Raw genomic sequence first — 13,659 nt, forward strand, 5'->3', positions numbered from 1 at the left:
CTCCTTTGGGGTTTTGGAAAAAGGACTGAGAGATGGTGAAACGAGCTAGGCGTATTGACGTGCGTTTGCTGTAATAGCTTCAGCAACACGCGTCGACACCTCGGGATCAAAAACTGACGGGATGATGTATCCAGGATTCAGCTCATCATGAGAAATACACGATGCGATAGCTTGTGCAGCGACAACCAGCATTTCATCGGTGATGTCACTAGCTTGGGCATCCAATAATCCGCGAAAGAACCCTGGAAATGCCAGGACGTTATTAATCTGATTCGGGTAGTCCGAACGTCCTGTCGCCACAACTGCCGCGTGGCGTGCAGCAACCTCAGGGTGTATTTCTGGATCTGGATTGGCCATGGCAAAGACGATTGCCTTGGGATTCATTGCTTTGATATCTTGCTCGTCTAACAGATCTGGGGCCGAAACTCCGATAAATATGTCAGCGCCCACCACGGCATCTTTCAACGAACCGGTAAAGCCCTCTTGGTTGGTGTGTTCAGCTAGCCACTGGCGATGCTCGTCTGCGTGCGTTGAACCGCGCTCAATAACTCCGTTGCGGCCGGCAGCTAGAATGTGGCGGGCTCCAGAAGCAATGAGTAGTTTAATGATTGCTGTTCCTGCAGCGCCAACTCCTGAAACTACGATCCGAACATCGGCGATGTCTTTTGAAACTACTTTCAACGCGTTGATCAGTGCAGCTTGGGTGACTATTGCTGTCCCGTGCTGGTCGTCATGAAATACTGGGATGTCCAGCTCGTCACGTAGGCGCGATTCGATTTCGAAACAGCGCGGGGCGGAGATATCTTCCAGATTGATACCCCCGTATGCTGGTGCAAGCGCCTTGCAGATCGCAATGATCTCCTCTGTGTCATTTGTGTCTAAAGCCACCGGCCATGCATCGACCCCAGCAAATTGTTTGAAGAGGACGGCCTTGCCTTCCATGACAGGCATGGCTGCTTCGGGGCCGATGTCACCGAGGCCTAATACTGCACTGCCGTCCGTGACCACCGCGATCGTATTGCGTTTGATCGTGAGATTGCGAGCATCGGCCTTATTTTTGGCGATTGCCTGGCATACACGAGCGACACCGGGAGTGTAGGCTCGCGATAAGTCATCACGGTTACGAAGTGGCACCTTGGGTGTCGATTCAATCTTGCCACCTAAATGCATCAAAAAAGTCCGGTCAGAGATATTGCCAACTTCGACTCCCTCAAGCGCATCTACCGTTTCCCGGATTTGCTCTCCATGGGCTCGGTCTCTGATATTGCACGAGACGTCGACGGTCATCCCAGAGTGGGAGGACTCGACAACGTCTACCCCGGTGATCTGTGCGCCAGTGCTGGCTACAGCGTTGGTGACATCAGACGTTGCGGTGAATGTAGCCGGAGTGGCGACTCGAACGGTAATGGAATAGCCGGGGCTTGGTGTGGACATATGCACTCCTCAAATGGCATCTTATTTCATATGGTGGAATCATTGAGTTACTATGTGAAATACAGTATCGTGCATCACGGTCATTTCGGCAAGTGGAAACATGTTTCCATAAATTCGTTGTAGCATGAGAGCAATCTCAGATGCGAAGGAGTCGGTCATGGAGCGGGAAAAGAATAGCGGGCTTGATGTCGCCGAGCAGGCGAAGAAGCCCGCAAGGTCAGGCGTGCAGTCCGTGGAACGGGCATTTGCGTTGTTGGATCTAATTGCTGATGCTGGCGGTCGCGCGACACTTAGTGAACTATCCGAACGGGCGGATCTGCCAATGCCAACCATTCATCGACTGCTTCGAACTTTAGTGGGGCTGGGATGTGCTCGGCAGATGGAGGATCGCGGATATGCACTGGGGCCAGCACTCATGCGCCTTGGTGACCTTGCTGGCCGACAGCTTGGGGATATTGTTCGCCCGCATTTGCGCTCACTGGTGCATGATCTAGGCGAGACTGCCAATATAGCGGTGCTTGATGGTGACATGATGGTTTACGCTGCACAGGTTCCATCGCAGCACTCCATGCGTATGTTTACTGAGGTTGGACGGCGTGTTCACCCCTCTGCAACGGGAGTTGGCAAGGCGATCTTGCCGAGTCTGGGGCATGAGCGGATCAGTCAGATCGTGCACTCTTCTGGCATGCCTGAGCTGACGCCGAAGACTATCACGAATTATGAGGATCTCCTGGATGAGCTCGATCGCGTTCGGGAGCGCGGCTATGCCATCGATGAAGAGGAACAGGAGTTAGGGGTTCGTTGTTTTGCGGTAAATGTGCCGGACGCTCCCACGCCGATGGCTGTTTCTGTTTCAGGGCCCAAGAGCCGGCTTGATGACGAATTTGCCACGCGCGCTATTCCCCTATTGCATGAGTCTGCGCTGCACATTAGCGCGGAGTTGAATAGAACCGAGTAGCAGACACCATGCTCCCGCAACATAGGCCCTGGGCTCTTGTACCCAGGGTTTGTGTATTTGAGGTCAATCTTTCATTGGCGGCCCTTGACTTGAATGACGCACTCTAGGATACTAATTTCATGAAGCGAATTCTTTATTCCGCTATATGAAAGTAGGCTAGTTTGACTGCTCATCATAATCAAGAACCGTCGCACATCTCTTTTTATACAGATAAATGGGGTCCCGTGGGTGGCGACGATCCAGATTTCACCCCGCTCAATGAATCAACACCGCTGTTGTGCAAAGTGCCCTGGTTGAAATCTGTGCTGCCAGCTTGCCGGTGATCTCAACTGTTTGAGGCTCCTGAATAGGGCTGTCTGCTGCACGACTATGGGCCGAAGTAATCTGCGCCAACAACGGCGCAAGTATAGTTCGTTGGTGGCCGTTGCGTTTGCCATCTGGGTTTCTAGGGCACATTTTTTAGGACAGCGCCGAGTGAAATTTTCGATTGCGACGCTTCACTCGTTGCGACCTTTATTAGCTAACCGCATTTCGGGTTGGAAAGTATCCAAGTCCTGTTTCGCCGTCATTCTGCAGGACGTCATATGGTCAGTATGATGCTGTGTCCATTGAAGAAGTCATAGCCCGCTATGGCGCCAAACGATACTACCGACGACGAACTCAGAGGGATGGTCTCTCCTGCATTTTCTTATGTGCCGTCATGGTCGCCGACACGGATATCCCGTCGTAGCTATCGCATTTTAGATGTTGCGTAGCGAGAGTGACTTTCAGGTAACACAGTTAGCGCTGGCGCGTTGACTTCCCGGAGGGAGAATCCGTCTGATGAACTCGTCTGCTGGTCGCATCACTGAGTTTTCTGGCAATTTCGAAAACGCAATCGGATCGGGGCATGCAGCAGGCGTATACCTGTTGCATGCCCCGATCCGATACTGTGTGGTGATCTAGAGCGAATTTCGAACGGTTAGCAGAACCCTGCTATGCCGATCCAATCGCGCTCGTCGAGCGTGGCACTTTTGCGCGCAACGGTTGCTTCGATCAGGCCATATGGTCGATCTGCTGCATAAAACACTTCGTTGGGGTTCTCTAAGCCAAAACGCTCCAGGTCATACAGGAAGTGATGTTTATTCGGGCACGAGAACTTGATCTCATCGATCTGAGGTATCGCTGCGATGACCTTTTCTGCCATTTGGTACAGGGTGTGCTGCAGAGCGTAGGAGTAGTGATCAGTAAAGGTGGCTAAGATGATTTCTTTGACCTGTTGGTATGTCGATTCGAAATCCACGTCGGTCGTGTTGTACCGCCAGCGAGTAGCTATATCTGTGGCCAGGATGCGATCTTCGGTTTCTTCTAGCGTCGTATATTGATCCTTGGGATAGCCCACGAATCCCGATTCTGTGGTTTTTAATACCGTTAGGTCGTAAAAGCCTGAGATCATGACGTCGCGGTCTCCGTCGCGGACTAATACTGCCGTGCGGATTTCCGGAGCAGACCGGTAGAACGCGTGGTCATGATCATTGATTCGAGACCATCCGAATTCTTCTGCAGCCCAGCGGCCACCGGTGACCCAGTCGAAATTAGATGTGAAGTGGTCTGCCAGGCTAAGCAAGAATTGCTCGGGTGAGTCAATGCCTTCCTCTTTTGCTTTGGCGAAAACCGTGTTTTTCTGCGTGTCAGTCGGAACGACGTTTCCGTTATCTCCCTCGGTATGGGCGGTTTGAAAATCGCCGCGCAACTGAGAGGTGACATTCAAGTCGCGGAGGCTGTGTCGCTTTGTATCGCGGTACACTCGCACCACACGATTTTCTGCTTTGCCATACTGATTGGCCGTCAAGCGTACGGTGTCGTTATCCACTGAAGTGTTTTCCATGGTTGGGCTGGTCATTGAATTGTCTCCTATAACTGGTTCCTTAGTCCTTGCAGCAACCGCTGACTGAGTTTTTTCATCAGCTCCTGGGTCAGCTGCCGCGATAGGTGGAATAGGCGAATGGGCTGAGTAGCAACGGGATGTGGTAGTGCTCCTGTTCCGCATCGACCGTAAAATCCACGGTGATTGAAGGGTAGAAGGTTTCAACATTCCGGGCGGCAAAGTATTCGCCGGTTCCAAAGGTGATCCGGTATACACCGGAATCCAGGGTTTCTGGGCCCAATTCGGGCACACGGCCATCAGCGTTCGTGATGGCCTGGGCAATCTCGGTATTGTCGCTGTGCAGTAGCGTGACCGTCACGCCGGAAGCTGGAGATCCGAGAGAAGCATCGAGTACGTGGGCGGTAACAAAACTCATGAGAAGAGTCCTTTCAGGCGAAGCGTCGCAATTTGGCTTAACTGTTGTGCTACTTCTTGATTTTCTTGTTCCGGGGTATTGTCTATACGCCGACGCAGCTCCGCAAGAATTTCCTCTGAGGTGCGGCCTGCGGCACGAATCAGGAAAACCCGGTCGAAGCGTGCTTCATATTCAGCATTTGCTTGTTCCAATTGCGCTTGCGTGTCGGCGGTAAGCCCCAAACCAGCTTGTTCACTCCGAGAAAGCTGGGCCTCAGTGTGCTTACCTTGGGCTCGCTGGCCAATCCGAGGGTGATGTTTTAACGCTTGATCGACTTCACTGACGCTCAGGAGTGCTCCGGCTTCGTCTGCGGTGTCCAGGATTTCATCAAGCGAAGCATAGGGCCTGCCATCGATCACACTGTCGATCCAACGAGGCACGTCTAGGCAAGGTAAGAGCATTTGTTGGGCCTTTTCTCGAGATAAGGCGTTGAATTCCTGGACATCCACTTCTGCTAAACCTCCACAATGTGAAATACGCTTTCCATTTAGTGTAATATAGTGAACTCCGTCACGTACCTAAAGTCAAGTCTGCAGAGAGATTTCTGAATTTCATAGGCAATTTGCAAGCGGGCTTAGTCTGCACGTCAAGGCAAAGTTGCTGCGTGCATCAACTGGATTGACCTGTATGTGATGGAACACAGCTGTTTTGTGCAGTACTGATTTCCCTGGTCGTTGATGACGCAAAGTCGACGACAGCGGCTTTCCGGGGCGCAGGGAATCAGTATCGGCGCAATAGAAGTTTTACCGATCGGCAACTGAAAGATTTAGAGGACTATGAGACACGCTAAAATCGTCGCCACATTTGGGCCGGCCACACGCGGATACACGATGACAAGTGAGCTAATTCAAGCCGGGGTCAATGTTGCTAGGTTAAATTTTAGTCACGGAGACCAGTCGATCCACGCGGAGACATATGAGACCGTTCGACAAGTGGCGTCTGACTTGTGTGTGCCTGTGGCAATTTTCGCTGACCTGCAGGGGCCGAAGATTCGATTAGGCACCTTTTCGGACGGCCCGCACCTACTAGAACATGGCGATATATTTACCATTACGACCCGCGACGTCGTAGGTACCCGAGACATATGCACCACAACGTTTAAGGAATTGCCGCAGGACGTGGCCGTGGGTGACCAGCTGCTGATTGATGACGGCAAAATCCAACTTCAAGCCGTAGAGGTCAACGAAACCGAGGTAGTCACGAAAGTGGTGATTGGTGGGCTTGTTTCGAATAACAAGGGCATTAACCTGCCGGGGGTTGCTGTCAATATTCCGGCTCTGACGGAAAAAGACGAAGCGGATCTTCGCTTCGCGCTGGCACTTGGTGTGGATATGATTGCCCTATCGTTTGTGCGCAGTGCCGCCGATATCGTGCCGGTGCACAAAATTATGGACGACGTCGGGCGGCGAGTCCCTGTGATCGCAAAACTCGAAAAGCCTCAGGCTATCGACAATCTTCACGAAATCATTGATGCCTTTGATGTGATCATGGTGGCACGTGGTGACCTGGGTGTTGAATTACCTTTAGAAGATGTCCCGGTGGTGCAGAAGCGGGCTATTGACATGGCTCGTCGCTGGGCCAAGCCCGTAATTGTCGCAACTCAGGTACTGGAATCGATGATAGACAACCCCCGGCCTACCCGTGCTGAAGCATCTGATTGTGCCAATGCGGTCCTGGACGGCGCCGATGCGGTCATGCTGTCCGGCGAAACCTCTGTGGGTAGTTTTCCTGTGCGTACCGTGCAAACCATGGCAAATATTATTCAAGCGACTGAACAGCACGGCCTAGATCGTATGCCTCCACTGGGTACTCGGCCGGGTACTCGTGGTGGTGCCATTACTCGGGCAGCTGTGGATATCGCAAAATCCTTGGATATACCTTTTCTGGTGACTTTTACCCAATCCGGAGACTCTGCTCGACGGCTCTCCAGACTTCGTGCCCCGCAACCGATTTATGCATTTACACATTCATCTACCACGAGCAATGTGTTGTGTTTGTCTTGGGGTGTCATTCCGAAGATCGTGGATTTCATGGATTCTACCGACAAAATGACACAACAAATTGACTACGAGCTGGTCAAACATGGGGTTGCTGAAATCGATGACCTGGTCGTCATGGTCGCTGGCTCCCCGCCCGGGGTACCCGGGACAACCAATATGCTCAAAGTTCACCGCATTGGGATGCGCAAGACAGAGGTGGCCCCAGCTTGAGATGGCAGCCGCAGCGATCTCGAATCGATTTGAGTGGCGATATTTCCGACTGATTGTCACGTTCGTCCGAAGCGGTGAGTTGGTGTCAAATCGCACGGCCAACGGCGTCGTTGGATCAGGCTTGCTCGTTTGAACTGGCAGCATGACCTGAGCCAGTTGTGGACTCGCGCAAGAAAATACGTGCTCGTAGGCTGCGTCAGGGTGACCAGGAGTCAGGAATCGATCAGTAGGTCCAGGGCCTGGCGGAATGTGGTGGTTGTCGTTGGTGCGACGTCGATGCCCAGCGCCTGGGCCTGCATGCGCTGCTGGTTTAGGGTCGCGTGACCGATGAGCAGTGACATAATCGCATCGGTGGTCACAGTATTGGGGGAGACCTCATCGATAATCTCGCGCATGCGCGTCCCACCGGTGCCCAGCGCGAGTACGGAAGCAGTCAGTTCTGCGGCGTCGCGGGTGTCTAGCAGAGTGGTGTAGAGCAGTTCGGCGCGGCCGATGAGGTCGGCGCGCCAATTATCGGTGGGTGGTGCGATATGTAGCTCGGTGAGCAGCTGATCGACCATGGCACCCAGTAATGATTGCTTGTCCTTGACGTGCCAGTAGAGCGCGGAGACGGCGACGTCGAATTCCTTGGCGACCCTGCGCATGGAAACATCAGCAAGCCCGTGGTTGGCCAATAGGCGCAGCCCAACGCGGCTGAGTTCATCGCGAGTAATCATAGACATTGGGCTCCATCATAGTCGGCCGGTGGATTATTGGTGCTGGTTGTGGCGTTTCATGATGTAGCGGTCGTGCCGTTTTCACGCTACACTGAACACCGTTCAATGAACAGTGTTCAACAGTTTTGGAAAAGGAGTCATGATGTCGGCAAGAGATATAGCCCGCATCGCGGTATTTGCGGCCCTGACCGCAGGGTTGGGCTTAATCGGCGCCATCACCGTGGGTGGGGCAGTGCCCATCACCCTGCAGACCCTGGGCGTGATGCTGGCCGGAGCCGTCCTGGGCCCGTGGCGCGGTGCCGCATCCATGGGGCTACTGCTGCTCGGGGTTGCAGTTGGGCTACCGCTGTTGGCCGGTGGCCGCGGGGGTATCGGGGTGTTCATGTCACCTACGGCCGGCTATCTGATCGGGTGGGTGGTTGCCCCCATGATCATCGGCCTGATCGTCGGGACCCGCCCGGTGTGGTGGCGTATAGCGCTGGGGTCGATTGTCGGCGGCATCTTGGTGGTCTATCTCTTCGGAATTCCGGTGCAAGCCTGGTTGACGGAGCTGAGCATCGGTGAAACCATCATCACCTCGTTGGTCTTCTTGCCGGGTGACCTGACTAAAGTCGTGATCGCCACCCTGGTCACGATGGGGCTCTACCGTGCCTATCCGCGAGCTTTTGCTAGAGAAACGGTCAAACATGCCCCGGAACCTGTCGTTAGTTAACGCCCCGCACGCGATCGATGCCCTAGCCCAGGCGCTGCAGGTGCGTGCCGCCGGCGGGGTGCCGCTCATTGTGGACCCCAGGGCTCCGGTCGATAAGGAACTCAACGTTTCGTTACCGGATACAGCGGCCTGGGCGGTATTTACTTCAGGGACCACCGGTGCCCCAAAAATCGTGGTCCGCACCGCACAAAGTTGGCAGGTGGCCTTTGGACCACTGGACGCACAATTGGGATTAAGCCCCGGTGACGGGCTGTGGATGCCGGTACACCAGGTCTCGTCAATGGCGCTGTTCTCAGCGGCCTGGGCCCATGACTCCCAATTGGCGTTAGTCATCCCTACAACCGATGATCTCGGACTGGATCGTGCGGTGGTTGCACACGTCACACCGCAATGGTTGGTACATCTGGTGGAACTGTTGGAAGCCGGCACCCCGTCGACCATTGGCACAGTGTTGGTCGGAGGGGATCGTCTGCCTGCGCAGCTGGCCAAGAGAGCCGAAAGGCTCGGACTGCGCGTGGTGCCCTACGTGGGTGCCTCCGAGCTGAGCCTTATCGCCTGGGATACCGGCAACGGCATGCGCGCATTTGACGGTGTCACAACACGCATCGCGGACGGCGAGCTGTGGGTCGCCAGCCAACAGGTCGCACTCGATGTCATCGGTGGCACACTGCGCACCGAGGTCATAGACGGCGTCCGTTGGGCAACGATTGGCGACCGCGTCAACCAAACCCACGGCGTCCTGGAGTTTCTTGGCCGCGGCGACGAAGCAATCCTCACCGCAGGAGCCACCGTCGTCCCCGGTGATGTCGAACGCATCATCACTGCACACCCGCAGGTTGTGGCCTGTCTGGTGTTAGGTCAACCCGATGCGGTGCTCGGCCAACGTGTGGTTGCCTGGTTTGAAGGCACACCCGAGATCTGGCAGTTGCGGCACTGGGTGCGCTCGCGGCTGCCCAAAGCGGCTCAACCGGTGCAATGGCGTCGCGTGGAAGCCCTGCCACGCACGGCCTCAGGTAAGATTCGGCGAGTAGCCCCGGAGGTATGATGACCCGCATTATTGTTACTGCTGGTGCCCGGACCGCAATCACCGGCTGGCACCGAGGCCAATCCGATATGACCGACGATCAACTCGCCGCCACCGCCCTGTCCGCCATGCCGAGCCAACCGGATCTGGTCATGCTGGGCAACACGGTGGGACCCGGTGGCAATGTGGCCCGCATCGCCACGCTTGGCACCGGCTGGGAGGCCACCGGTGCGGTGACCTTGAACGCCCAGTGTGGTTCCAGCCTGCTGGCCGTGGGACAAGCCGCCGCCCACGCCAAGATGACCGGCCAAACCGTGGTCGCCGGTGGGGTCGAATCCCCATCCACCGCCTGGCCCGATGGCCAACGCACCCAGGCGGCCTTCGCCCCGCAGGGCTTCCCCGACCCGGATATGACCTACGCGGCCGATCAATTGGCCGTGGATTACGGCATTAGCCGTCAGACCCAGGAGCACTATGCGGTTACCAGTCACCGCCGTGCACTGGCCAACTGGTCAGAATTTCTGGTCGGAGGCCGCGACGACGACGGTCCCCGCGATGTGCGCAAACTGGTGGGCCGGCTGAGAACCGTCACCGATCACCCGAAGGCCACCGTCACCGCGTTGACGGCGGCGCGCATTGTCGACGCCGCCGCCGTGATCCAGCTGGCACCCGAATCTGATGCTGATCATCTCGGCGTGGAAATCCTCGACTACCGCCTGGTCGGTGCCGACCCTGCCCTGCCCGGCATCGCAGCAGCCCCAGCCATCGAAGCCGTACTAGCCGCCCACCACCTGAGCGTCAGCGATATTGGTGTCGTCGATATTGTCGAAGCCTACGCCGCTCAGGTCATCGCCGTCTGCCAACGGATCGGCCTGGACCCCAACACCATCAACCAACACGGCGGCGCCTTGGCCCACGGGCACCCATGGGCCGCCTCCGGCGTCATTGCCCTACTGACCACCATTCAACAACTACGCACCGCACCAGCCGGAACCTACGGACTGACCGCTGCCGCCATCGCCGGTGGCATGGGGGTCGCCGTGCTGGTCAGGAACCTATGATCACCCTTGAAAACGTGACCGTCACGGTCAAACCAGACGACGCCGTCCTGCTAGACAACGTCTCCGCCACGCTGGATGCGCCAACCACAGCCATCATTGGCGAAAACGGCTCGGGCAAATCCACCCTGGCCAAAGTGTTGACCGGATTGCTCGACTACACCGGCTCAGCCAAAATCCACGACATTGAAGTCGCTACCGGCCGCAAACAATTGTCCCGCCGTGTGGGCATGATTATCGCCAATGCCGCAGCCCAGGTCATCATGCCCTCGGTTGCTGAAGACATCGAACTCTCCCTGCGCCACCTACCCAAAGACCAGCGTCAGGCCACCCTGGACGCAGTCTTAGCCGAACACGATCTGACCGAATTCGCCGACCGGCCCGCCCTGTCACTGTCCTCCGGACAACTCCAACGCCTCGCACTAGCCTCGGTGTTAGCCACCCGCCCGGATGTGCTGATCGCCGATGAACCCACCACCATGCTGGACGCCCGTTACGCCAAACTTGTGGGAGAGCAACTTTTTGCCTCCAGTGACCGCCAACTCATCCTGATCACCCACGATCTCCAATTGGCCGCCAAATGCCAGGACATCATCTGGATTCACGACGCCAAGATCGCCCACCGGGGCCCAGATGCCATCTGTGCCTACCTGGAGCACATCGGCTAACATGCTCTCGTTGTACTATCCCACCTGGTCGTTCATCCACCGGGCCCCCACCGGAGTCAAACTCGCGCTGCTGGCCATCGGCTCAGCCGCACTATTCTTTCTGCCCGACTCCTACTGGTCCACCCTGGTTGTCGCCGTCCCACTGCTGGGCTATCTGCTGGCTCGCCTGCCACTGCGCATCATGGCCACCGACGTGGCGCGCATGGCGTTCCTACTCGTCTTTTTGCTCATCACACAGCTAATCTTCAACGAACCTGAAGTTGCCGCAACCGTCATCGCCCGGCTGACCACGATCATCCTGGGTGCCCAATTATTCACCCGTACCACCAAGATCAAACACCTGGTGGCCTCGATAGAAAAACTCATGACGCCGTTGAAACCCTTGGGCGCCAACCCCCATAAGATTGCTCTGGCGGTGGCACTCATGTTGTCGGCCCTGGGACAGATCATGGGGTTTATCCGGCAGGTTCGTGACGCACAGCGCGCCCGCGGTGTAAAGCTTGCCCCCTGGGCATGGGTGGTCCCGGTGCTGGTGCTGTCGTTGAAACACGCCGACGATATGGCAGATGCCCTAGTCGTTCGCGGGCTGGACTGATTCGCGTTCCTCAAATGCAGCCGTAGGCGCCGGTAGCCGGGGTAAAGTAAAAAAATCGGCACGCAGGTAATCAACCAGCGCGGAAACGCTATTGAACACCGATACACTTAATGCCTAAGACAATCCGAACGGGGATAACGCATGGTAAAAGTAAAAATTCTGCCCGATAAAGAGCACGCCTCCGAAGAGGTGGCTCAGATGATGCACGATCTGATCGTAGAAAAACCAAACGCGGTCATCGGCGTCGCCACCGGTTCCACTCCAGAACTGGCCTATGATTTGCTGGCAGAAAAGATCAAAGAACACAACACCGATGTTTCCCAGCTGCAGTTCTTTGCATTGGACGAATACATCGCCTTGCCATGGGATCACCCCGAGTCGTACCACGCCGTCATCAACCGCACCGTGACCGTTCCACTGGGTGTGGATCCATCGCAGGTACACGTACCTGAGGCTCCAGATGACGCAACCGAAGGCCCAATACGCTATTACGACGAACAAATTGAAGCAGCCGGCGGCATCGACCTCCAGCTACTTGGCATCGGACGCAACGGCCACATCGGGTTCAACGAGCCCGGTACGCCATTCGAATCGCCCACCCATGTGGGACGGCTCACCGAGATGACCCGTCAAGACAACTCACGATTCTTTGACAGCGTCGAAGAAGTTCCACCCTTGGCCGTGACCCAGGGCATTGGAACCATTCTGAAGTCCCGTAAAGCCATTCTGATGGCCTTCGGTGAAGCAAAAGCAGATGCGATTCGTGACTCGTTGGCTGAGCCGCCTGCTGAACAACGCCCGGGTTCCGGACTGCAATTGCACAGCGATTGCGTGTTCTACCTGGATGAAGCAGCCGCCGCCAAGGTCGACTGCGAAGAACTGAAAGTGGACTAGCACCGGTCAACTGTGCACAATAGACGCCGTTGGAAATGAATTCTCGATGAATTGTCAGCGAAAGTTGTAAAAACCCGCTTGATAGCGTATTCAAGCAATTTTGGTTCCTCATGAAATATCGGTAGCGTGGGGCGGGGCCTTTGCCCTGCCCCACGTGCTGATCACTCACCTTAGAAGGGACCTCTTTATGCGTATTCGTCGTCACCTCTTTATGCGTATTCGTCGTCACCTCGCCCTGGCATCCGTGGCTACGGCTGGAATTTTTGGGCTCACCGCTTGTGGCGGCAACGCACTGGCAGACTCTTGTGAGGGCTATTGGGAATTTGACCAAGACCATGCCGACGCTATTGGTGAAGCAATGCAACAAGTCGGTTCCGGTGAATCTTATGACGCCGAAGCAATACGCGCCAAGATTGACGATGCCACCAACGACTTCAACGCACTCATTGAGAACTCCCAAGACGATATGTTTGTCGAAGAAGCCTCCAAGACCCTGCCAATGTTCGAGATGGTCAGCACACTGGCTGACCCAGATGTGTCGATCGAAGAAAAAACAGAACTAATGGGTTCATCCGGTCTTAGTGAGATGATGGAAGCCGAGCGCAACCTTATTGAGATCTGCGAAGCCGAAATCAACTAGCACGGTCGGCAGCGGGTGACTACTGGTTCGTTGAACCGCGGGGCCAGATGAGATGGTCACGTGGGCCTTCAAGACGTGCCACCGAGATTTTGACCTCGGTGAGTTCTTCCCGTAATTGGTGAAGGTCTGCACGGAACTCTCCACGAACTGCACGGAACTGTTCATGGACTGCAGCGAATTGGGCGTCCGTGCGTCGGATTATCCATGCGAAGCCAGCAAAAATCCCACCGCCCAGTGTGATGAGCAAACCGGCGGCGGAAATGATAATAGCAAGTGTTTCTACCGACATATACACATCCCTATTCTGCACCATAGGGAACAACTGTTTCCAGCAAATCTAGGAGATTATCCCTACCTGCGAGGTTGCGCCGTCTCCAGATGTGGAAAAGTCTGTTCGGTCAGGACCGCGGGCCCGTCTTCCTTGACTAA

The 13,659-nt window shown here is 55.7% G+C and carries 15 protein-coding genes; 9 read left to right on the plus strand and 6 right to left on the minus strand.

From position 1 onward, the window contains the following. Positions 1 to 45: 45 nt before the first annotated feature. Entirely contained in the window at positions 46 to 1,434 is a 1,389-nt protein-coding gene (locus K8V32_RS01635) for an NAD-dependent malic enzyme (RefSeq protein ID WP_303901862.1), read from the minus strand. Between the two features lie 157 nt (positions 1,435 to 1,591). Between K8V32_RS01635 and K8V32_RS01640 the strand changes: the two genes are divergently transcribed. Then, entirely contained in the window at positions 1,592 to 2,392 is an 801-nt protein-coding gene (locus K8V32_RS01640; protein WP_303901865.1) for an IclR family transcriptional regulator, read from the plus strand. Positions 2,393 to 3,353: 961 nt separating this feature from the next. Here K8V32_RS01640 and pucL read toward each other — a convergent pair. The 3 genes from pucL to uraD all read right to left on the minus strand — a co-directional run bounded on the left by pucL (position 3,354) and on the right by uraD (position 5,162). Beyond that, complete coding sequence (gene pucL, locus K8V32_RS01645; protein ID WP_303901868.1) at positions 3,354 to 4,274, minus strand: factor-independent urate hydroxylase; 921 nt, start codon at positions 4,272 to 4,274, stop codon at positions 3,354 to 3,356. A 73-nt stretch (positions 4,275 to 4,347) separates the two neighbouring features. Continuing rightward, entirely contained in the window at positions 4,348 to 4,674 is a 327-nt protein-coding gene (uraH, locus tag K8V32_RS01650) for a hydroxyisourate hydrolase (RefSeq protein WP_303901871.1), read from the minus strand. Further along, a complete protein-coding gene (gene uraD, locus K8V32_RS01655) occupies positions 4,671 to 5,162 on the minus strand; it encodes a 2-oxo-4-hydroxy-4-carboxy-5-ureidoimidazoline decarboxylase (RefSeq protein ID WP_303901874.1) in 492 nt (163 codons plus the stop codon). The genes uraH and uraD overlap by 4 nt, the downstream gene beginning before the upstream one ends. A gap of 327 nt (positions 5,163 to 5,489) precedes the next feature. On the opposite strand from uraD, the gene pyk reads away from it, so the two are divergent. Continuing rightward, positions 5,490 to 6,923 carry a pyruvate kinase gene (gene pyk, locus K8V32_RS01660; protein ID WP_303901879.1) on the plus strand — a complete coding sequence of 478 codons (1,434 nt, stop codon included), beginning with the start codon at positions 5,490 to 5,492 and terminating at the stop codon, positions 6,921 to 6,923. A 212-nt stretch (positions 6,924 to 7,135) separates the two neighbouring features. On the opposite strand, the gene K8V32_RS01665 is transcribed toward pyk, so the two are convergent. Beyond that, positions 7,136 to 7,645 carry a TetR/AcrR family transcriptional regulator gene (locus K8V32_RS01665; RefSeq protein ID WP_303901882.1) on the minus strand — a complete coding sequence of 170 codons (510 nt, stop codon included), beginning with the start codon at positions 7,643 to 7,645 and terminating at the stop codon, positions 7,136 to 7,138. A 133-nt stretch (positions 7,646 to 7,778) separates the two neighbouring features. Between K8V32_RS01665 and K8V32_RS01670 the strand changes: the two genes are divergently transcribed. The 7 genes from K8V32_RS01670 (at position 7,779) to K8V32_RS01700 (ending at position 13,230) form a co-directional block, all read left to right on the plus strand. Then, positions 7,779 to 8,351, plus strand: coding sequence for a biotin transporter BioY (locus tag K8V32_RS01670; RefSeq protein ID WP_303901885.1), 573 nt, complete (start codon positions 7,779 to 7,781; stop codon positions 8,349 to 8,351). Continuing rightward, positions 8,326 to 9,396, plus strand: coding sequence for an AMP-binding enzyme (locus tag K8V32_RS01675; protein WP_303901888.1), 1,071 nt, complete (start codon positions 8,326 to 8,328; stop codon positions 9,394 to 9,396). The genes K8V32_RS01670 and K8V32_RS01675 overlap by 26 nt, the downstream gene beginning before the upstream one ends. Next, on the plus strand, positions 9,393 to 10,436 hold the full coding sequence (locus K8V32_RS01680) for a thiolase family protein (RefSeq protein ID WP_303901890.1): 1,044 nt from the start codon (positions 9,393 to 9,395) through the stop codon (positions 10,434 to 10,436). Before K8V32_RS01675 ends, K8V32_RS01680 begins: the two co-directional genes overlap by 4 nt. Beyond that, complete coding sequence (locus tag K8V32_RS01685; protein ID WP_303901893.1) at positions 10,433 to 11,101, plus strand: energy-coupling factor ABC transporter ATP-binding protein; 669 nt, start codon at positions 10,433 to 10,435, stop codon at positions 11,099 to 11,101. The genes K8V32_RS01680 and K8V32_RS01685 overlap by 4 nt, the downstream gene beginning before the upstream one ends. A gap of 10 nt (positions 11,102 to 11,111) precedes the next feature. Continuing rightward, positions 11,112 to 11,696 (plus strand): energy-coupling factor transporter transmembrane component T family protein, encoded by a 585-nt coding sequence (locus K8V32_RS01690; protein WP_303901896.1) that lies wholly within the window; start codon positions 11,112 to 11,114, stop codon positions 11,694 to 11,696. A gap of 141 nt (positions 11,697 to 11,837) precedes the next feature. Beyond that, a complete protein-coding gene (locus tag K8V32_RS01695; RefSeq protein ID WP_303901900.1) occupies positions 11,838 to 12,590 on the plus strand; it encodes a glucosamine-6-phosphate deaminase in 753 nt (250 codons plus the stop codon). Positions 12,591 to 12,777: 187 nt separating this feature from the next. Next, on the plus strand, positions 12,778 to 13,230 hold the full coding sequence (locus K8V32_RS01700) for a hypothetical protein (protein ID WP_303901902.1): 453 nt from the start codon (positions 12,778 to 12,780) through the stop codon (positions 13,228 to 13,230). A gap of 19 nt (positions 13,231 to 13,249) precedes the next feature. Here K8V32_RS01700 and K8V32_RS01705 read toward each other — a convergent pair whose 3' ends face one another. Then, positions 13,250 to 13,543, minus strand: coding sequence for a hypothetical protein (locus tag K8V32_RS01705; protein WP_303901905.1), 294 nt, complete (start codon positions 13,541 to 13,543; stop codon positions 13,250 to 13,252). Between the last annotated feature and the right edge of the window lie 116 nt (positions 13,544 to 13,659).

The sequence above is a fragment of the Enteractinococcus helveticum genome (assembly GCF_020742345.1).
GTDB classification, from domain to species: Bacteria; Actinomycetota; Actinomycetes; order Actinomycetales; family Micrococcaceae; genus Yaniella; species Yaniella helvetica_A.

Excerpts from the sequence above, each read along its gene's own strand:
- K8V32_RS01665 (WP_303901882.1), bottom strand. The coding sequence starts at position 7,645 with ATGTCTATGATTACTCGCGATGAACTCAGCCGCGTTGGGCTGCGCCTA.
- pyk (WP_303901879.1), top strand. The coding sequence starts at position 5,490 with ATGAGACACGCTAAAATCGTCGCCACATTTGGGCCGGCCACACGCGGA.
- pucL (WP_303901868.1), bottom strand. The coding sequence starts at position 4,274 with ATGACCAGCCCAACCATGGAAAACACTTCAGTGGATAACGACACCGTA.
- K8V32_RS01680 (WP_303901890.1), top strand. The coding sequence starts at position 9,393 with ATGATGACCCGCATTATTGTTACTGCTGGTGCCCGGACCGCAATCACC.
- K8V32_RS01640 (WP_303901865.1), top strand. The coding sequence starts at position 1,592 with ATGGAGCGGGAAAAGAATAGCGGGCTTGATGTCGCCGAGCAGGCGAAG.
- uraH (WP_303901871.1), bottom strand. The coding sequence starts at position 4,674 with ATGAGTTTTGTTACCGCCCACGTACTCGATGCTTCTCTCGGATCTCCA.
- K8V32_RS01685 (WP_303901893.1), top strand. The coding sequence starts at position 10,433 with ATGATCACCCTTGAAAACGTGACCGTCACGGTCAAACCAGACGACGCC.
- K8V32_RS01700 (WP_303901902.1), top strand. The coding sequence starts at position 12,778 with ATGCGTATTCGTCGTCACCTCTTTATGCGTATTCGTCGTCACCTCGCC.
- K8V32_RS01705 (WP_303901905.1), bottom strand. The coding sequence starts at position 13,543 with ATGGTGCAGAATAGGGATGTGTATATGTCGGTAGAAACACTTGCTATT.
- K8V32_RS01675 (WP_303901888.1), top strand. The coding sequence starts at position 8,326 with ATGCCCCGGAACCTGTCGTTAGTTAACGCCCCGCACGCGATCGATGCC.
- K8V32_RS01695 (WP_303901900.1), top strand. The coding sequence starts at position 11,838 with ATGGTAAAAGTAAAAATTCTGCCCGATAAAGAGCACGCCTCCGAAGAG.
- K8V32_RS01670 (WP_303901885.1), top strand. The coding sequence starts at position 7,779 with ATGATGTCGGCAAGAGATATAGCCCGCATCGCGGTATTTGCGGCCCTG.
- K8V32_RS01635 (WP_303901862.1), bottom strand. The coding sequence starts at position 1,434 with ATGTCCACACCAAGCCCCGGCTATTCCATTACCGTTCGAGTCGCCACT.